This is a genomic window from Sphaerisporangium sp. TRM90804 (genome assembly GCF_029846175.1).
Classification (GTDB): Bacteria; Actinomycetota; Actinomycetes; order Streptosporangiales; family Streptosporangiaceae; genus Sphaerisporangium.
On record NZ_JARWAC010000014.1, the window covers coordinates 161,988 to 181,022 of the forward strand.

Here is a 19,035-nt window from a genome sequence, read left to right on the forward strand (position 1 = left end):
ATCGTTCCTGCGGGTCGCACTCGTGCCGACCCGGGTTCGGCGGCCGGATCACGAGACGCTTCCACAGGGCCGACACGGGCGGGCGTGCCGGGGTGCGCGGGTGGGTCGGTCGCGGTAGAGTTCGGGGCCGAACAGGTGTTCGGCGACTTTGGGAGGCGAGCCGGTGCCGCTGCCCGAGCTGCGGGTGATGGGGGTCGACCCCGGGCTCACCCGCTGCGGCCTCGGCGCCGTCCAGGGGCGCGCGGGCGCGCCGCTCACGCTGGTCAGGGTCGGCGTCGCGCGCACCCCCGCCGGGGACGACATCGGCGCGCGGCTGGTGGCCATCGAGGCCGAGATCGAGCGCTGGCTCGACGACGTGCGGCCCGACGCCGTGGCGGTCGAGCGGGTCTTCAGCCAGAGCAACCTGCGCACGGTGATGGGCACCGCCCAGGCCTCCGCCGTGGCCATCGTCTGCGCGGCCAGGCGCGGCCTGCCGGTCGCCCTGCACACCCCCTCGGAGGTCAAGGCCGCGATCACCGGCTACGGCAACGCCGACAAGGCGCAGGTCGGTGCGATGGTCACCCGCCTGCTGCGGCTCGACGCCATGCCCAAGCCCGCCGACGCCGCCGACGCGCTGGCGCTGGCAATCTGCCACATCTGGCGCGGCGGCACCCAGAACCGCCTCGCCGAAGCCGTCGCCAAGGCCAGACGCCCCGCCGCACCGCGCGGGGCGCCGGTGAAGGGAGCGCAACGGTGATCGCCTCGGTGTCCGGGCGGGTGGCCGCCCTCGGTCCCGACGCCGCCGTGGTCGAGGTCGGCGGCGTGGGGGTGCTCGTCCACTGCACCCCGGGCACGCTGGCCACGCTGCGAGCCGGGGAGGACGCCCGGCTGGCGACGTCGCTGATCGTGCGCGAGGAGTCCCTCACCCTCTACGGCTTCGGCACCGACGACGAGCGCACGGTCTTCGAGATGCTCCAGACCGCCTCCGGCGTCGGCCCCCGGCTCGCGCTCGCCATGCTCGCCGTGCACGCCCCCAACGCGCTGCGGGTCGCGGTCGCCACCGCCGACGTCAAGGCGCTCACGCTGGTCCCGGGCATCGGCCAGAAGGGCGCGCAGCGCATCATCCTGGAGCTGAAGGACAAGCTCGGCACGCCCGACGCCGCCGTCGCCGCGGCGCTCAACGGGCACGCCAGGGCGCCCGCCTGGAGCGAGCAGGTGCACTCCGGTCTCGTCGGCCTCGGCTACTCGGCCAAGGACGCCGACGAGGCCGTCGCCACCGTGTCCCCCGAGGCCGACGCCGAGATCGCCGCGGGCCGCGCCCCCCAGGTGGCGGCCCTGCTGAAGGCGGCCCTGCGGGCCCTGAGCAAGCGATAGGGCCGCGATGACCCCCGACAGAGAGCTCGTGTCCCCCGACGCCGAAGGCGACGAGCGGGCGATCGAGTCCGCGCTGCGGCCCAAACGGCTCAGCGAGTTCATCGGCCAGGCCCGCGTGCGCGAGCAGCTCTCGCTGGTGCTCGAAAGCGCGCTGCGCCGCGCCCGCCCGCCCGACCACGTGCTGATGAGCGGCTCCCCGGGGCTGGGCAAGACCACCCTGGCGATGATCATCGCCGCCGAGCTCGGCGCGCCGCTGCGGCTCACCTCCGGCCCGGCCCTGGAACGCGCGGGCGACCTGGCGGCCATCCTGTCCACCCTCGCCGAGGGCGAGGTGCTGTTCATCGACGAGATCCACCGCATGGCCCGCCCGGCCGAGGAGATGCTCTACCTGGCCATGGAGGACTTCCGCGTCGACATCGTGGTCGGCAAGGGGCCGGGGGCCACCGCGATCCCGCTGGAGATCGCCCCCTTCACGCTGGTGGGGGCCACCACCCGCGCCGGCCTGCTGCCCGCGCCGCTGCGCGACCGCTTCGGCTTCGTCGCCCACATGGACTTCTACGACGTCGGCGAGCTGGAGCAGGTGCTGTACCGCTCGTCGCGGCTGCTCGGCCTGGACATCCCCGACGAGGGGGCGCACGAGATCGCCCGCAGGTCGCGCGGCACGCCCCGCATCGCCAACCGCCTGCTGCGCCGCGTGCGCGACTTCGCCGAGGTCCGCACCGACGGCGTCATCACCAGGGAGATCGCCTCCACGGCCCTCGACCTGTACGAGGTGGACGCCGAGGGGCTCGACCGGCTCGACCGCGCGGTGCTCGGCGCGCTGCTGCGCAAGTTCGGCGGCGGGCCCGTCGGGCTGTCCACGCTGGCGGTCGCGGTGGGGGAGGAGCCCGAGACCGTCGAGGTCGTCGCCGAGCCGTTCCTGGTGCGGCAGGGCCTGCTCGCCCGCACCCCCCGCGGCCGGGTGGCGACTGCGGCGGCGTGGGGCCACCTGGGCCTGACACCGCCGCCGGACGCCTTCGGCGCCGCCGGGTATCCGATGCTCTTCGACACCCCCTGAGCGCGCGGCAGGCGTTCTGACACGGCCGTTGACAAGCCTCCGGCGGCCTGCCGCCTCCGGCCGCCGCCCCGCCGCCCGGCGCCCCCGGCCGGCGGCACCGGACGGCGGCCCGTCCCGCCGCGCGGAGTAGCCGGTGGGGGCGGGAGACCGGAAAGTTTCAAGGTTGCTGTATGGGGCGGTCACAGATCGGTGACAACGGGAACTTTCCCGCCCGCTGAAGCGTGGGTTCGTTGCCGGGCTTTGACAAGCTCGCCTAAACTCCGTGGCTTGGCTGGCTGTGTACGCTGAGACGATCAGCGTGCCGCCGTGCTGCTCGCCGTCAGACAATCCGGCGCAGGCCGGTCAGCTCGTAACCGGAAGGAAGCCCCGTGCAGGGCCTTGGATCGTTCGTGCCACTGATCTTGCTGGTCGTGGTCTTTTACTTCCTGCTCATCCGCCCGCAGCGAAAGCGGCAGCAGGAGCAGGCGCAGATGCAGAACAGCCTGACCCCGGGCGTCCGTGTGATGACGACGACCGGCCTGTTCGCCGACGTCGTCGCCGTCGAGGACGACGACGTAATCCTTGAGCTGGCCCCCGGCGTGCGAACCCGGTGGGTCAAGGGCGCCATCGGCCGTGTGCTGACTCCGGTCGAGGACGACCCGGTGGACAATAGAGATGGCCTTCACGAGTCCATCGCCGACGAAGCGGCGACCGACGTCCCCGACCGCCGGGGAGACGAGGGCCCGACCAGCCCGAGGGCCTGAAGGTAGGCTCGCCGCAAACCCCTTGACGAAAGAACTGACCACCAGTGGCCTCATCGACCAGTAGCCAGAGCAAGCCGGGGCGTGTGCTCCTGGCGCTGCTGGCGCTCATCCTCGCCATGGGCGCGGCGATGCTCCTGCAGCAGTCGTTCGTGCCCAAGTTCGGCCTCGATCTCGCCGGCGGCACCACGGTGACGCTCTCGCCGCAGACCGAGACCGGCGCGGCGCCCACCGAGGAGAGCCTCGACCTCGCCGTCAACATCATCCGCGAGCGGGTGAACGGCAGCGGCATCTCCGACGCCGAGGTCGCCAAGTCGGGTGACAACATCATCATCTCCGTGCCCGGCGCGGGGTCCGATGAGGTCGTCAAGCGTCTCGGCACCACCGCCGAGCTGCGGTTCCGCCAGGTGCTCGCGTGGGCGCCGGCCGCCATTCCGCCCGGTGCGCTCCCCACCGCCCCGGCGACTCCGGCGCCGTCCGGCAGCGGCGGGGCCACCCCGGCGCCGTCCACGTCCGCCAAGCCCGGCGCGACGGCCGAGCCGGCGCCCAGCGGCACCCCGGCCGGCCGGGCGCTGTCGTCGGCGCTGACCGCCCCGACGCCCGCCCCCTCGCCGTCCGCCGAGAAGTCGGGCGAGGCCACTCCCAGCCCCGGCACCCCCGCGCCCTCGGGGCAGCCCTCGGCCCCCGCCGAGCAGGACCCGCTCGCCGGCGTCGACATGACCGGCATCGACCCCGCGGTGGCCGAGCAGTTCAAGAAGCTCGACTGCGCGAAGAACGCCGGCCAGGGCACGCAGGACAACCCCGACAAGCAGTACGCGGCGTGCAGCGACGACGGCACCGCGAGGTACATCCTCGACAAGGCCGCGGTGAAGGGCACCGAGGTGTCCGGCGCCACCTCCGGCGTCGACTCCACCACCGGCGAGTGGATCGTCTCGGTCAACTTCAAGAGCAAGGGCGCCAGCCAGTTCGCGACCATCACCGGGCAGATCACCAGCGCCCCGGAGCCGCGCAACCAGCTCGCGATGGTGCTCGACGGCGTGGTGATCTCGGCCCCCACCATCGAGGAGCCCATCCCCGGCGGCCAGGCCCGCATCTCTGGCAGCTTCACGCAGGTGACGGCCGAGGCCCTGGCCAACCAGCTCAAGTTCGGCGCGCTGCCGCTGAAGTTCGTCCAGAGCTCCATCGAGGAGGTCTCCTCCACGCTGGGCGCCGACCAGCTGCACGGCGGCCTGCTCGCCGGCGGCATCGGCCTGATCCTGGTGGTCCTGTACTGCCTGTTCTACTACCGGGGCCTCGGCCTGGTCGCGGTGGCCAGCCTCGCGGTCGCCACGATCCTGACCTACCAGGCCGTGGTGATCCTGGGCCACAACGCCAACTTCCGGCTGTCGCTGCCGCACATCATCGGCCTGGTGGTCTCGATCGGCATCACCGCCGACTCCTTCATCGTCTACTTCGAACGCATGCGTGACGAGATGAAGGAGGGCAGGCGCTCGCTGCGGGTCGCCGTGGAGGTCGCCTGGGTGCGCGCCCGGCGCACGATCCTGATCGCCGACGCGGTCATGTTCATCGCCGCGATCGTGCTGTACTTCCTGGCGGTCGGCGGCGTCGCCGGGTTCGCCTTCGCGATGGGGCTCACCACGCTGATCGACATCGTGGTGGTGTTCCTCTTCACCAAGCCGTTCGTCGCGGCGCTGGCGCGGTCCCCGTTCTTCGCCAAGGGCCACAAGCTGTCGGGCCTGGACGCCGAGCGCATGAGCCGCGAGACGCCCGCCGTCCGCACGACCATTCCGCAGGAGGGCTGATGTCGCGCATCGGGGTAATCGGGCGCCGCCTGTACCGCGGCGAGGTCGACATCGACTTCGTCGGCCGCTACAGGCTCTGGTACTCCCTGTCCGGCGTGCTGCTGGCGATCTCCATCCTGGGCCTGGTGGTCCAGGGGCTGAACCTCGGCGTGGAGTTCAAGGGCGGCTCGGTCTTCAGCTTCGCCAAGCCCGCGTCCTCGACCATCGAGCAGGTGCGCGAGACGTTCCAGGACGCCGGCGTCCACCAGGTCATCGTCCAGGAGGCCGGCCCCCGCTGGCGGGTCACCACCGAGAGCCTTCCCGCCGCCGAGGTCAGCCGGGTCCAGAACGCCGTCGCCGGCACCTACGACATCCCCGGCACCGAGATCAGCAAGCAGATCATCGGCGCCACCTGGGGAGGTGAGGTGCTGAACAAGGCCATCATCGGCCTGATCGTGTTCATGATCGCGATCATCCTGTACCTCACCATGGCGTTCGAGTGGAAGATGGCGCTGGCCGCGGTGGTCGCGCTGTTGCACGACCTGGTGATCACCGCCGGCGTCTACGCGTGGTCGGGGTTCGAGGTGACCCCCGCGACGATGCTGGGCTTCCTGACGATCCTCGGATACTCGTTGTACGACGCCGTCGTGGTGTTCGACATGATCAAGGAGGTCACGGCCAAGCTCGGCGCGACCTCCAAGATGACCTACACCGAGGCCGCCAACAACGCGCTGAACCACACCCTGGTCCGCTCGCTGAACACCTCGCTGGTGGCGATCCTGCCGGTCGCGGCCATCCTGTTCATCGGCACGACCCTGCTCGGCGCCGGCACGCTGAAGGACCTCTCGCTCGCCCTGTTCGTCGGAATGATCGTCGGCACCTACTCCTCGCTGTGCGTGGCGACCCCGCTGCTCGTGCGGCTCAAGGAGCGCGAGCCGAAGTACCTCGCGCTCAGCAAGCGGCTGGCCGCCAACCGCAAGGCCGACGTGCAGGACGCCCCCCGCGTCGTCAAGGGCAAGGAGCCGGCGGCGGCGGGGTCGCAGTCCTCCGCCACCGGCGCGAACGCCGGGGCCAAGCGCAAGAAGCGCTGACGACCGGGCGCCGCCGCGAGGCCCCTCCCGCCCGGGAGGGCCCTGGCGCGGCGCCCGGCCCGAGGCACCACCGACGCGCCCCCGCGACACCCGGTGTCGCGGGGGCGCGTCGCCGCCGGGAAGGATCCCCCAGATGCGCGACCTGACCGAGCTGATCCTCGACCTGATCAGGGACGTCCCCGACTACCCCAAGCCCGGCATCGTCTTCAAGGACATCACCCCGCTGCTGGCCGACCACGCCGCCTTCTCGGCCGTGATCGACGCCCTGGCCGAGGGCCTGGACGTCGACAAGGTCGTCGGCATCGAGGCCCGGGGCTTCATCCTCGCCGCCCCGGTGGCCCTGCGCGCGGGGGCCGGTTTCGTCCCCATCCGCAAGAAGGGCAAGCTGCCCGCGGCGACGTTCGACGCCTCCTACGACCTGGAGTACGGCTCGGCGGTGATCGAGGTGCACCGCGACGCCTTCGCCCCGGGCGAGCGCGTGCTCGTCGTCGACGACGTGCTCGCCACCGGCGGCACCGCCCGGGCGGCGGTCGAGCTGGTCAACCGCGCGGGCGCCCACGTGGTGGGCGTCTCGGTGCTGATGGAGCTCGCCTTCCTCAAGGGCCGCGAGCGGCTCGACGGCGTCGAGCCGCGGGCTCTGGTCGTCGTCTGATCGGCTCGCGGAAGACGGGCCCCGCACCACGGATACACTGGAGCATCTGGACTCGACGTGAGGAGTCTGAGTGCCCCGTGACATGGCCCCGCCCGACGTGACCGACACCCCTGAGCCGGTATCCGCGCCCGCGGAGGAGACGGGTTTAGCCATGTCCGCAGGCACCGACGAAAGACCGGCGCCTGCCGTACGCCGCAGGCTGTCCCGGTTCGGGGGGCAATGGGGTGGCGCGATGAATCCGGTGCTGGAACCTCTGTTCAAGACGGTCCGGGCCACACATCCCAAGGCCGATCTACGGCTGATCGAGCGGGCCTACGACGTCGCGGCGCACCACCACCGAGACCAGAAGCGCAAGAGCGGCGATCCGTACATCACCCACCCGCTCGCGGTGGCCACCATCCTCGCCGAGCTCGGCACCGACGACGAGACCCTGTGCGCGGCCCTGCTGCACGACACCGTCGAGGACACCGCCTACGGGCTCGACGAGCTGGGCAGCGACTTCGGCGAGAACATCGCCCTGCTGGTCGACGGGGTCACCAAGCTCGACAAGGTCAAGTTCGGCGACGCCGCCCAGGCCGAGACCGTGCGCAAGATGGTCGTGGCGATGTCCCGCGACATCCGCGTCCTGGTGATCAAGCTCGCCGACCGCCTCCACAACATGCGCACCCTGCGCTACCTGCCCCGGCACAAGCAGGAGCAGAAGGCTCGCGAGACGCTGGAGATCTTCGCGCCGCTGGCCCACCGGCTGGGCATGAACACCATCAAGTGGGAGCTGGAGGATCTCGCGTTCGGGATGCTCTACCCCAAGCGGTACGACGAGATCGCCCGCATGGTGTCCGAGCGCGCGCCGCGCCGCGACCTGTTCCTGCAGGAGGTCATCGAGAAGGTCTCCGCCGACCTGCGTGACGCGAAGATCCGCGCGGCGGTCAAGGGCAGGCCCAAGCACTACTACTCGATCTACCAGAAGATGATCGCGCGCGAGGTCGCGTTCGACGACATCTACGACCTGGTGGGCATCCGGGTGCTCGTGGACACCGTTCGCGACTGCTACGCGGCGCTCGGCACCATCCACGCGCGGTGGAACCCCGTCCCCGGGCGGTTCAAAGACTACATCGCGATGCCCAAGTTCAACATGTACCAGTCGCTGCACACCACCGTCATCGGCCCCGAGGGCAAGCCGGTGGAGCTGCAGATCCGCACCCGCGCGATGCACCACCGCGCCGAGTACGGCGTAGCGGCGCACTGGAAGTACAAGGAGGAGATGGGCGTCAGCGGGCCCGCGGGCGCGCGGGTGAAGTCCGCCGGCGACATGGCCTGGCTGCGGCAGCTCCTCGACTGGCAGAAGGAGACCTCCGACCCCGGCGAGTTCCTGGAGTCGCTGCGCTTCGACCTGTCGGTCTCCGAGGTGTTCGTCTTCACCCCGCGCGGCCAGGTCATCGCCCTGCCCGAGGGCGCCACGCCGGTCGACTTCGCCTACGCGGTGCACACCGAGGTCGGTCACCGGTGCATCGGCGCGCGGGTGAACGGCCGCCTGGTGCCGCTTGAGTCGCGGCTGAGCAACGGCGACGCCGTGGAGATCTTCACCTCCAAGTCGCCCGACGCCGGCCCCTCCCGCGACTGGCTGAAGTTCGTCAAGAGCGGCCGGGCCCGCAACAAGATCCGCCAGTGGTTCTCCAAGGAGCGGCGGGAGACCGCCATCGAGGCGGGCAAGGAGGCCATCGGCCGGGCCATGCGCAAGCAGGGCCTCCCGCTGCAGCGGCTGATGTCCGGCGAGAGCCTGCTGGCCCTGGCCAGAGACCTGCGCTACCCCGACGTCTCGGCGCTGTACGCGGCCGTGGGCGAGAGCCACATGAGCGCGCAGACGGTCGTCGAGAAGCTCGTGCAGTCGCTGGGCGGCGTCGAGGGCGCCGAGGAGGACATCGCCGAGGCCGCCGTCCCCACCAAGCTGCGGGGCAGGCCGCGCACCGGCACCAACGCCGGCGTGATCGTCGCGGGCGAGTCCGACATGTGGGTCCGGCTGTCGCGGTGCTGCACGCCGGTGCCCGGAGACGAGATCGTCGGGTTCGTCACCCGCGGCCACGGGGTGTCGGTGCACCGCACCAACTGCCCCAACATCGACCAGCTCCGCGCCGAGCCCGACCGCCTCGTCGAGGTGAGCTGGTCGCCGGGCGACGACTCGGTGTTCCTGGTGGCCATCCAGGTGGAGGCCCTCGACCGGCCGCGCCTGCTGTCCGACATCACCCGCACGCTGTCCGACCAGCACGTCAACATCCTGTCGGCGTCGGTCACCACCTCGCGCGACCGCACCGCGGTCAGCAAGTTCACCTTCGAGATGGGCGATCCCAAGCACCTCGGGCACGTGCTGAAGGCCGTGCGCAACGTGCAGGGCGTCTACGACGTCTACCGCGTCAACAGCTGAACGCGTCCACCCGGACGGGCACGGTGCTCGTCCGGGAGGGGCGGGGAGAGTCGCGAGCGGGTCAGGAGAACTCGGCCAGGGTGCGCTCGGCCTCCTCCAGCCAGGAGCGGCGGGCGGCGATGGCCTCCTCCGACTCCTTGACCTCCTTGTCCTTGCCGGCGGCCCTGGCCTTGGCCAGGCGGCCCTCCAGCTGGTCGAGCGACCGGCGGAGCTGGTCGACGGTGGTCTGGGCGCGGGCGCGGGCCTCGGGGTTCGACCGCTTCCACTCGGCCTCCTCGGCCTTGCGGACGGCGTCGTCGATCTTCCGTAGACCGCCCTCCAGCTTGTCCCTGGACTCGCGCGGCACCGGGCCGACCGCCTCCCAGCGTTCCAGCACCGTCCGCAGCGCCGCGCGCGCGGCCCTGGCGTCGGTCACCGGCAGGATGCGCTCGGCGTCGGCGAGGATGCGCTCCTTGGCCTCGGCGTTCTCCCGCAGCGAGGCGTCGCGCTCGGCGAACACCGCCGAGCGGGCCTGGAAGAACTGGTCCTGGGCGCCCTTGAAGCGGTTCCACAGCTCGTCCTCGGCCTCGCGCGAGGCCCGGCCGGCGGTCTTCCACCGGCGCATGAGCTCGCGGTAGGCCGAGGCCGTCTCGCCCCAGTCGGTCGAGGTGGCCAGCGCCTCGGCCTCGGCGACGATGCGCTCCTTGAGGCTGCGCACCGACTCGCGCTGCTCGTCCAGACCGGCGAAGTACGACTTGCGCCGCTTGGCGAACGCGGTGCGTGCGGCCGACAGGCGCTTCCACAGGGCGGCCTCGGTCACCCGGTCGATGCGCTCGGCGCCCTTCCACTCCTCGACGAGCTGGCGCAGCCGCTCGCCGCCGGACTTCCAGTGGGTGGCGTCCTCGGCGATGCGCTCGGCCTCGGCGACGATGCGCTCCTTGATCTCCCGCGACTGGGCGCGTGCCTGGTCGCGGGCGGCCTTGACCTCCTCGCGGCGCTTGCCGACCAGCTCGGAGAGCGCCTCCAGGCGGGACTCCAGGCCGGCGAGGTCGCCGACGGCGTTCGCGCCGGCGATGGACTCGCGCAGCTTGACGATCGTCGCCTCGGCCTGTGCGGGCGGCAGGTCGGTTCCCCGGACCCGCTGTTCGAGCAGCTCCACCTGCGTGGCCAGCTCGTCGTACTTGCGATGGAAGTAGGCGAGGGCCTCTTCCGGTTCGCCGGCCTGCCAGGACCCGACGGCCCGTTCTCCCTCGGCCGTACGAACGTAGACGGTGCCGTCGTCGTCTACCCGGCCCCACGGGTCGGTGCTCACCGTGTCCTCCCGCACTCGAATCAGCCTCCAGGACGCTACGCGTCCTTGGTTGTATTACGTCAGCTCTTGCCAGAGATTGTCACGCGATTGATTTCGACGGGCTCTTTGGGGGCTCCGGTGCCATCGCCCATGCCGCCCGGCAGGACGCCCTTCTTGGCCACCTTGTCGAGGATTTCGAGCCCCTTTGTGACGGTACCGAACGGTGTGTAGTTCGGGGGGAGGGTCAGGTCGCCGAAGATGATGAAGAACTGGCTTCCGTTGGTGCCCGGCCCCCCGTTGGCCATCGCGACCACCCCGCGGGTGTACTTGGCGTCCTTCAGGTTCTCGTCGGAGAAGCGGTAGCCGGGGCCGCCCTGGCCGTCGGTCGGGTTCTTGCCGTCCGCCTTGGCCAGCGGGTCGCCGCACTGCAGCATCGGGAAGGCGTCCGGGCCCATGCGGTGGCACTTGCTGCCGTCGAAGTACTTCTTCTTCGCCAGGAACGCGAAGGAGTTGACCGTGCAGGGCGCCTTGTCGGTGGCCAGCTTCACCACGATGTCACCCTGGCTGGTGGCCAGGGTCATGCTCTTGGGGGAGGTGTCGGCCTTCGCCGGGGGCACGCCGACGTTCTTGGAGGGGCCGCCCGCGGCGTCGGCGACGTAGTCGCACGTGCCGCTCGCGGCGTCGTACGGCTTGGGCGTCGGAGGCGCGGACGACGGCGGCGCGGAGGGCGCCGGCGTGGCGGACGAGGCGGCCTGTGTCTGGGAGTCTCCACCGCCGATCAGCGCGACGGCCGCGAAGATGCCGCCCACCACGACGAGCACGCCGGCGGTCGTCCCGATGATCGCCACCCGCTTCTTGCGAGCCTCGCGTTCGAGGCGCCGCTGCGCCTGCCGTTCGTAATGCTCCCGTGCCAGTTGCCTTTGACGGTCTTTGCCGGTCGCCACGCTGAGTCCTCCCGACTGCCGGAGTTGTGGGGGTTTGGCCGCCTCGCGGGGCGACCGCCACCTTTATGGAGTGGGCGAATCGTATCGGCCTACGGGTGATGGTTCGCAGCCCGGCGACCCGCACCGGTACCCTTCGGTTACATTCCCATCCGCTTTCCTTGACGAGATCGATCACCCGAGGACCGCTTCCGTGCTCATCGACGGCTTTCCCGCAGGCTCCTTCCAGACCAACTGCTACGTCGTGGCTCCCGCCGCGGGCGAGGAGTGCGTGGTCGTCGACCCTGGTCAGGACGCCGTGGCCGGTCTCGACTCCCTGCTTCGCGAGCATCGGCTCAAGCCGGTGGCCGTGCTGCTCACCCACGGGCACATCGACCACACCTGGTCGGTGGCCCCGGTGTGCGGGGCGCGCGACGTGCCCGCGTGGATACATTCAGACGACCGCGAGATGCTGGCCGATCCCGGCAAGGGGCTCTCGCCCATGGCGGGGCGGCAGTTGTTCGGCGGCATGGAGTTCACCGAGCCCGACGACGTGCGCGAGCTGACCGACGGCGCGGTGCTGGAGCTGGCGGGCATGGCGATCACCGTCGACCACGCGCCGGGCCACACCCGGGGGTCGGTCACCTTCCGGCTTCCCGGCGAGCGGGTGATGTTCTCCGGCGACCTGCTGTTCGCCGGGTCCATCGGGCGCACCGACCTGCCGGGCGGCGACTACGCCACCATCCTGCGCAGCCTCGGCAGGGTCTGCCTCGGCCTGCCGGACGACACGACGGTGCTGCCCGGCCACGGCCCGGGCACGACGATCGGCCGTGAACGGGCCGCCAACCCGTATCTTGCTGAGGCAAGGCCGTTCGTGGGTCCAACCAGGGGACTGTGATGAGCTTTCAAGCGCCCAAGGGCGTACCTGAATATCTGCCGCCGCGCTCGGCGACGTTCCTCGCGGTGCGCGAGGCGTTCGCCACCGCCGCGGGCAACGCCGGATACTCCTACATCGAGGTGCCGGTCTTCGAGGACACCGAGCTGTTCGCGCGGGGGGTCGGCGCATCCACCGACGTCGTCTCCAAGGAGATGTACACCTTCGCCGACCGCGGCGGGCGCTCGGTCACCCTGCGCCCGGAGTTCACCGCGGGCGTCATGCGCTCGGTGCTGGAGCACGGCCTGCACCACGGCCAGCTCCCGGTCAAGCTGTGGGCCACCGGCCCGGCGTTCCGCTACGAGCGCCCCCAGGCCGGCCGGTTCCGCCAGCTCCAGCAGTTCAACGTCGAGGCCATCGGCAGCGAGGACCCGGCGGTGGACGCCGAGACCATCGCCCTGGCCTGGGCGGGCTACCAGGCGCTCGGCCTGACCCGCGTGCGGCTGCTGCTGAACACGCTGGGCTGCAAGCAGTGCCGCCCGGCCTACCGCGCCGCCCTGCAGGAGTTCCTGCGCGCCCTCGACCTCGACGAGGACACCCGCCGGCGCATCGAGATCAACCCGCTGCGGGTGCTCGACGACAAGCGGCCCGAGGTGCGGGCGCTGGTCGAGAACGCCCCGCTGATCACCGACCACCTGTGCGCCTCCTGCAAGGCCCACCACGACCGCGTCCGGTCGCTGCTGGAGGACCTGCGGATCCCGTGGGAGGACACCCCGCGGCTGGTGCGCGGGCTCGACTACTACACCCGCACCACCTACGAGTTCGACCACCCCATGCTGGGCGCCCAGTCGGGCATCGGCGGCGGCGGGCGCTACGACGGCCTCTCGGAGGACATCGGCGGCCCCGCGCTGCCCGGCATCGGCTTCGCCGTCGGCGTCGACCGCATCATCATGGCCGTGGAGGCCGAGAACGACGACCGCCCGGCGCCGCCCCGCGTCGAGGTCTACGCCGTGCCGCTCGGCGAGGAGGCCGCCAGGCGCGTGTTCACGCTCGTCCACGAGCTGCGGGCGGCCGGCGTCGCCGCCGACATGGCCTTCGACGGCCGGGGCCTCAAGGGCGCCATGAAGGGCGCCGACCGCTCGGGGGCGGCCTACGCGGTGATCGTCGGCGAACGTGATCTCGCCGCCGGCACCGCCCAGGTGAAAGACCTTGTGAGCGGCGACCAGACCGCCCTGCCGCTCGCCGAGATCGTCACGACGCTGAAGGAGATACTGACCAAATGATCCGCACGCACACCGCCGGATCGCTGCGCGAGGAGCACGCCGGGCAGCCGGTGACGCTCGCCGGATGGGTGGCACGCCGCCGCGACCACGGCGGCGTGGTCTTCATCGACCTGCGCGACGCCTCCGGCACGGCGCAGGTGGTGTTCCGCGAGGAGGACCACGCGCACGACCTGCGCTCGGAGTACTGCGTCAGGATCACCGGGGAGGTTCGCGCCCGGCCCGAGGGCAACGAGAACCCCGACCTGCCCACCGGGGCCATCGAGGTCGTCGCCTCGGAGGTCGAGGTGCTCAGCGAGTCGGCGCCGCTGCCGTTCCCGATCGAGGGCGGTGGCGGGGTGTCGGAGGAGGCGCGGCTGAAGTACCGCTACCTCGACATGCGCCGCCAGCAGGTCGCCCAGGCCATTCGCGCCCGTTCCACCGCCACCTACCTGGCGCACGAGGTGATGCGCGAGCACGGCTTCCTGTACGTCGAGACGCCCGATCTCACCAGGTCCACGCCCGAGGGCGCCCGCGACTTCCTGGTGCCGGTGCGCCTGCAGCCCGGGAGCTGGTACGCGCTGCCGCAGTCGCCCCAGCTGTTCAAGCAGCTGCTCATGGTGGGCGGGCTGGAGCGCTACTACCAGCTCGCGCGCTGCTTCCGCGACGAGGACCTGCGCGCCGACCGGCAGCCCGAGTTCACCCAGATCGACGTTGAGATGTCCTTCGTCGACCAGGAGGACGTCATGGCGCTGGGCGAGGCGCTGATCGGCCGCGTCTGGAAGGAGACCGTGGGCTACGAGCTGCCGTCGCCGGTCCCGCGGCTGACCTACCGAGAGGCGATGGAGCGCTTCGGCTCCGACAAGCCCGACCTGCGCTTCGGCTGCGAGCTGGTCGAGATGACCGGCCACTTCGCCGAGACCGCCTTCCGGGTGTTCCAGGCGCCCTACGTCGGCGCCGTCGTCATGCCCGGCGGGGCGTCCCAGACCCGCAAGGAGCTCGACGCCTGGCAGGAGTGGGCCAAGTCGCGCGGGGCCAGGGGGCTGGCGTACGTCCTGGTGCAGCCGGGCGGCGAGCTCGGCGGCCCGGTCGCCAAGAACCTCTCCGAGCGGGAGCGCGCCGGGCTGGCGGCCGCGGCGGGCGCCTCCGAGGGCGACGCCGTCTTCTTCGCGGCGGGCGACCCGTCCGCCTCGCGCGACCTGCTGGGCGCCGCGCGCCTGGAGATCGGCCGCCGCTGCGGCCTGATCGACGAGTCCGCGTGGAACTTCCTGTGGGTCGTCGACGCCCCGATGTTCGAGCCCGTCCTCGACGACGCCGGCGCGCGGATCGGCTGGACGGCCGTGCACCACCCGTTCACCGGCCCGAAGCCCGAGTGGGCCGACAGTTTCCAGGACCATCCGGGCGAGGCCCTGGCGTACGCCTACGACATGGTCTGCAACGGCATGGAGATCGGTGGCGGCTCGATCCGCATCCACCGCGCCGAGATGCAGCAGCGGGTCTTCGACGTGCTGGGCATCTCCAAGGAGGAGGCCGAGTCCAAGTTCGGCTTCCTGCTGGAGGCGTTCAAGTACGGCCCGCCCCCGCACGGCGGCATCGCCTACGGGTGGGACCGCATCTGCATGCTGCTGGCCGGCGGGGAGTCGATCCGCGACGTGATCGCCTTCCCCAAGACCGCCTCGGGCTTCGACCCCCTGACCGGCGCCCCCACCCCGATCACCTCCGCCCAGCGTAAGGAGGCCGGCGTCGACGCCGCCCCGCCGCGGGCGGCCGCGCCCGCCGTGCCCTCTACGGGCTCCTGACGGCACTCCTCCGCGCCGGGGCTCCGAAACCATCGGGAGCCCGGCCGGAGGGCGCAGAAGGCCGCACATCGACGGGAAAGCCCCGGCGCGCCAGGCGCCGGGGCTTTCTGCGTGCCGCGTGGGGGCCGATCGCCCCGGGGCGTCAGCGCAGGGTCACGTTCTTGATGACGACCGGGAGCTTGGGGGCGTTTGAGCCCTCGCCCCGCACGTCGGACAGCGGGTCGCCGCCGAACGGGATGATGCCGCCCTTGGCGATCTTGTCGACGACGTCCATGCCCTTGGTCACCACGCCGAACGGCGTGTACGCGGCTCCCGCGCTCGCGAGCTGGATGTTCTCGTCGGAGAACGAGATCCAGAACTGGCTGCCGTTGGAGTTCGCGTCCTCGCCGCCCTGGGCCATCGCGACCGTTCCCCGGGTGTAGGGGATGCCGCCGAGGTTCTCGTCGCCGAACAGGTAGCCCGGGCTGCCCGTACCGTCGTCCTTGGACTTGCCGTCGCCCTTGGCGAGCGGGTCGCCGCACTGGAGCATGCCCAGACCGGTGGTCTCCACGGTGGCCAGGCGGTGGCAGCGGGTGTTGTCGAAGTAGTTCTTCTTCGCCAGGAACGCGAACGAGTTGACCGTGCACGGCGCCTGCGCGGTGGCGAGCTCGATGACGATCTGACCCTGGTTGGTGTCCAGCGTCATGGTCTTGAGCTTCGTGTTCGGCTTGGACGGAGGCTTGCCCACGTTCTTCTCGGGCGACCCGCTGTCGTCCTTGCGGTACTCGCAGGAGACGGGGCCGGCCTGGCCCGGGTCGGTGGTGGGGATGGGCAGCGCGGCAGGGGGGGACGCGCCCGCCGAGGCGGAGGGGCCGGGGGCCGCACCCGGTGCGACGGTGTCGTCCTCGCCGCCCATGAGCGTGGTGGCCGCGATGATGCCGCCCGCGACCAGGATGACGCCGACCCCCGCACCGATGATCGTGTTGCGCTTGGACGGGCGCTTCGTGGCGGCGCGCTCTTCCTGCCGTTCGCGGTGCTCCCGTGCCAGCTGGGTCTGGCGATCCACGTCGGTCACGGTATGCCTTCCATTTGCCGATAGATGACTGCGATGCCCGGGAATCGTACCGGCCTTTGTGTTGAGCATGCATAAAACGCCCAGTTCGCCCCCGGGGGAGATCGTCTTTGACCTGGTGTGCCAGATCGTTGCGAGGGGGAAAGTTGCGGTTCTCAATCTCTTATGGTGATCTGACGACCAGCCCGCGACCATGGGCTCGCACGGCCGCAGGGGGCGTCCGCGCGATCCGGACCGCCTCGGGGAACCCCGCGGCGGCCGCATCCGTATAGGGACGACGAGCCCACACGAGGAGCCAGCATCCATGTTCGAACAGATTCTCGGGCTGCCCGCCCACCCCCTGATCGTCCACGCCGCCGTGATCTTCATTCCGCTGCTGGCCGTCGGTTCGGTCGTCTACGGCCTCGTGCCGCGCGTGCGCCCGCGACTGGGCTGGGCGGTGACCCTGCTGGCGCTCGCCGCGCCGGCCGCCGCCTTCGCGGCCGAACAGAGCGGCGAGGCGTTCAAGGCCCACACCTTCGCCGGCGGCCTGCCCGAAGGGGAGCTCGGCATGCGGATCGCCGAGCACGAGGGGTACGCCGGCCCGCTGCTGTACAGCACGATCGGGCTCGGGGCGTCCGCACTGGCGCTGGTCTACTCCTCGCTGCGGCTGGGCAAGGTCACCACCACGCTGCTGACCGTGGTCACCGTGGTGCTGGCCCTGGTCGCGGGCTTCTACGCCGTCAGGTCCGGCCACAGCGGAGCCGTCGCCGTCTGGGGCTGAGCCGCGTGAGGGCGGCACGGAACCCTCCGGGCCCGCGCGCGGTAGACACGGGCATGAGGAACATCGTCATCCTGACGGTGTGCGCGGCGCTCGCCGCCGCGTGCGCCACCGCCCCGTCGTCCGCGAACCCCGTCACCCCCTCGCCCCCAGGCACGCCCCCGGCGACCGGGCCCACCGCCTCGGCGGCGCCGGCGGCCGGGACGTCGCCGACGGCCGCGGGCGGGTGCGGGGAGACCCCGGTGCGCGAGGGCCGGCCGCCGGACTGGGCCACGGTGAACGCGCCCGGGACCAGGTTCGTCGTCGGGCGCGAGGGCGACGTTCTCGGCTACCTGTTCACCAGGAAGCTGCGCGCCGGCAAGCCGACCAACCCGTACAACAAGATCCTCTGGTACGTGCGGCTGCCGCGCGGCACGGACGACCTGCGCTACGAGGGCCGCCCGCGCGGCCGGAGCGAGCCCGTGGTCCAGGGCTCCTTCCCGCCGAACTCCGGCCCCGGGGAGATCTACCCGAGCTCGATCGACGTCCCCGCCCCCGGCTGCTGGACCTTCGAGCTCACCTGGGGCCGCAACCACGACACGATCGACCTGCTCTATCAGCGGTAGTGTCGAGGCGTGGAGAGTTTGTTCGACTCGGCCGCGCGGGAGGCGCATCGGAGCCAGGAGCCGCTGGCCGTCCGCATGCGGCCGCGCACGCTCGACGAGGTGCTGGGCCAGCGCCACCTGCTCGGCGACGGCACGCCCCTGCGCCGGCTCGTCGAGAGCGAGGCGCCGATGTCGCTCTTCCTGTGGGGCCCGCCGGGCACCGGCAAGACCACCCTGGCCTACGTCGTCGCCGGCGTGACCGAACGCCGGTTCGTCGAGGTGTCGGCGGTCTCGGCCGGGGTCAAGGACGTGCGCGCGGCCATCGACCAGGCCAAGAAGGAGCTCGGCATGACCGGGCGCCAGACCGTCCTGTTCGTCGACGAGGTCCACCGCTTCAACAAGGCCCAGCAGGACGCCCTGCTCCCGGCGGTGGAGAACCGCTGGGTCACCTTCATCGGGGCCACTACCGAGAACCCGTTCTTCTCGGTGATCTCCCCGCTGCTGTCACGCTCGCTGCTGCTCACCCTGGAGCCGCTGTCCGACGACGACATCCGGGCCGTGCTCGACCGGGCCTGGCGCGACCCCCGGGGCCTGGGCGGGCGGGTGCGCCCGGCGCCCGAGGCGGTCGACCACCTGGTGCGCCTGGCCGGGGGAGACGCCCGCCGCTCGCTCACCTACCTGGAGGCCGCGGCGCTGCTCGTCCCGGACGGCGAGATCACCGTCGAGACGGTCGAGAAGGCCGTCGACAAGGCCGCGGTGCGCTACGACCGGCAGGGCGACCAGCACTACGACGTGATCAGCGCCTTCATCAAGAGCATGCGCGGCTCGGACGCCGACGCCGCGCTGCACTACCTGGCACGCATGATCGAGGCGGGGGAGGACCCCCGGTTCCTGGCCCGCCGCATCGTCATCTTCGCCTCCGAGGACGTCGGCATGGCCGACCCCACCTGCCTGCAGGTCGCGGTCGCCGCCGCCCAGGCCGTGCAGATGATCGGCCTGCCCGAGGGGCGCATCAACCTCGCCCACGCGGTGATCCACTGCGCGCTCGCGCCCAAGTCCAACGCCGTGATCAAGGCCATCGGCGCCGCCTCCGACGACGTCCGGCGCGGCCTGATCGGCCAGGTGCCCGGCCACCTGCGCGACGGCCACTACCCGGGCGCGGCCAAGCTCGGCCACGGCAAGGGCTACCAGTACCCCCACGACTTCGAGCACGGCCTCGTGCGCCAGGACTACGCGCCCGAGGAGGTGCGCGACCGCCGCTACTACGAGCCGACCCGGCACGGTGCCGAGACGCACGTCGCCGACCGCTGGTCCAAGATCCGCGAGTTCCTCCGCGGCCGCGCCTGAGCCTCGCGCCGGCGGGCCGTCGTCCACAGGTGGCGCGCTTGGCGCGGGCACGCGACTCCCGGCGCGATAGGGTCTCCC

At 71.7% G+C, this 19,035-nt stretch carries 17 protein-coding genes; 14 read left to right on the top strand and 3 right to left on the bottom strand.

Annotated elements, in window-relative coordinates; all coding sequences use genetic code 11:
* Nucleotides 1-178: 178 nt before the first annotated feature.
* From ruvC to PYR91_RS18355, 8 genes are all read left to right on the top strand, one after another.
* Nucleotides 179-736, top strand: a complete 558-nt coding sequence (ruvC, locus tag PYR91_RS18320) for a crossover junction endodeoxyribonuclease RuvC (protein ID WP_279781135.1) — start codon at nucleotides 179-181, stop codon at nucleotides 734-736.
* Nucleotides 733-1,353 (top strand): Holliday junction branch migration protein RuvA, encoded by a 621-nt coding sequence (ruvA, locus tag PYR91_RS18325; protein WP_279781086.1) that lies wholly within the window; start codon nucleotides 733-735, stop codon nucleotides 1,351-1,353. The genes ruvC and ruvA overlap by 4 nt, the downstream gene beginning before the upstream one ends.
* Nucleotides 1,354-1,360: 7 nt before the next feature.
* The gene (gene ruvB, locus PYR91_RS18330) at nucleotides 1,361-2,410 is read left to right on the top strand and encodes a Holliday junction branch migration DNA helicase RuvB (RefSeq protein WP_279781087.1); all 1,050 of its coding nucleotides are present in this window, start codon (nucleotides 1,361-1,363) and stop codon (nucleotides 2,408-2,410) included.
* A gap of 389 nt (nucleotides 2,411-2,799) precedes the next feature.
* Nucleotides 2,800-3,153: a preprotein translocase subunit YajC gene (gene yajC, locus PYR91_RS18335; protein ID WP_279781088.1), complete on the top strand. Its 354-nt coding sequence runs from the start codon at nucleotides 2,800-2,802 to the stop codon at nucleotides 3,151-3,153.
* A gap of 44 nt (nucleotides 3,154-3,197) precedes the next feature.
* A complete protein-coding gene (gene secD, locus PYR91_RS18340; RefSeq protein WP_347943247.1) occupies nucleotides 3,198-4,952 on the top strand; it encodes a protein translocase subunit SecD in 1,755 nt (584 codons plus the stop codon).
* The gene (gene secF / locus PYR91_RS18345; RefSeq protein WP_279781089.1) at nucleotides 4,952-6,022 is read left to right on the top strand and encodes a protein translocase subunit SecF; all 1,071 of its coding nucleotides are present in this window, start codon (nucleotides 4,952-4,954) and stop codon (nucleotides 6,020-6,022) included. Before secD ends, secF begins: the two co-directional genes overlap by 1 nt.
* Nucleotides 6,023-6,155: 133 nt before the next feature.
* Entirely contained in the window at nucleotides 6,156-6,674 is a 519-nt protein-coding gene (locus PYR91_RS18350) for an adenine phosphoribosyltransferase (RefSeq protein ID WP_279781090.1), read from the top strand.
* Nucleotides 6,675-6,906: 232 nt separating this feature from the next.
* Nucleotides 6,907-9,093 (top strand): bifunctional (p)ppGpp synthetase/guanosine-3',5'-bis(diphosphate) 3'-pyrophosphohydrolase, encoded by a 2,187-nt coding sequence (locus PYR91_RS18355; RefSeq protein ID WP_279781091.1) that lies wholly within the window; start codon nucleotides 6,907-6,909, stop codon nucleotides 9,091-9,093.
* Between the two features lie 61 nt (nucleotides 9,094-9,154).
* On the opposite strand, the gene PYR91_RS18360 is transcribed toward PYR91_RS18355, so the two are convergent.
* Nucleotides 9,155-10,384 (bottom strand): DUF349 domain-containing protein, encoded by a 1,230-nt coding sequence (locus PYR91_RS18360; protein ID WP_279781092.1) that lies wholly within the window; start codon nucleotides 10,382-10,384, stop codon nucleotides 9,155-9,157.
* A 59-nt stretch (nucleotides 10,385-10,443) separates the two neighbouring features.
* Nucleotides 10,444-11,307, bottom strand: a complete 864-nt coding sequence (locus PYR91_RS18365) for a peptidylprolyl isomerase (RefSeq protein ID WP_279781093.1) — start codon at nucleotides 11,305-11,307, stop codon at nucleotides 10,444-10,446.
* Between the two features lie 190 nt (nucleotides 11,308-11,497).
* On the opposite strand from PYR91_RS18365, the gene PYR91_RS18370 reads away from it, so the two are divergent.
* Genes PYR91_RS18370 through aspS form a run of 3 tightly spaced genes read left to right on the top strand, consistent with a single transcriptional unit; the run spans nucleotide 11,498 to nucleotide 15,215 of the window.
* Nucleotides 11,498-12,181, top strand: a complete 684-nt coding sequence (locus PYR91_RS18370; protein ID WP_279781094.1) for an MBL fold metallo-hydrolase — start codon at nucleotides 11,498-11,500, stop codon at nucleotides 12,179-12,181.
* A complete protein-coding gene (gene hisS, locus PYR91_RS18375; protein WP_279781095.1) occupies nucleotides 12,181-13,440 on the top strand; it encodes a histidine--tRNA ligase in 1,260 nt (419 codons plus the stop codon). Before PYR91_RS18370 ends, hisS begins: the two co-directional genes overlap by 1 nt.
* Nucleotides 13,437-15,215, top strand: a complete 1,779-nt coding sequence (aspS, locus tag PYR91_RS18380) for an aspartate--tRNA ligase (protein ID WP_279781096.1) — start codon at nucleotides 13,437-13,439, stop codon at nucleotides 15,213-15,215. The genes hisS and aspS overlap by 4 nt, the downstream gene beginning before the upstream one ends.
* Nucleotides 15,216-15,357: 142 nt before the next feature.
* On the opposite strand, the gene PYR91_RS18385 is transcribed toward aspS, so the two are convergent.
* Nucleotides 15,358-16,260: a peptidylprolyl isomerase gene (locus PYR91_RS18385; RefSeq protein WP_347943252.1), complete on the bottom strand. Its 903-nt coding sequence runs from the start codon at nucleotides 16,258-16,260 to the stop codon at nucleotides 15,358-15,360.
* Between the two features lie 310 nt (nucleotides 16,261-16,570).
* Here PYR91_RS18385 and PYR91_RS18390 point away from each other — a divergent pair, with 310 nt between their 5' ends.
* From PYR91_RS18390 to PYR91_RS18400, 3 genes are read left to right on the top strand one after another with little or no spacing between them, the layout of a single operon-like run.
* A complete protein-coding gene (locus PYR91_RS18390; RefSeq protein WP_279781098.1) occupies nucleotides 16,571-17,029 on the top strand; it encodes a DUF2231 domain-containing protein in 459 nt (152 codons plus the stop codon).
* Between the two features lie 53 nt (nucleotides 17,030-17,082).
* Complete coding sequence (locus PYR91_RS18395; RefSeq protein ID WP_279781099.1) at nucleotides 17,083-17,631, top strand: hypothetical protein; 549 nt, start codon at nucleotides 17,083-17,085, stop codon at nucleotides 17,629-17,631.
* Nucleotides 17,632-17,640: 9 nt separating this feature from the next.
* Entirely contained in the window at nucleotides 17,641-18,957 is a 1,317-nt protein-coding gene (locus PYR91_RS18400; RefSeq protein ID WP_279781100.1) for a replication-associated recombination protein A, read from the top strand.
* The last annotated feature ends 78 nt before the right edge of the window (nucleotides 18,958-19,035 follow it).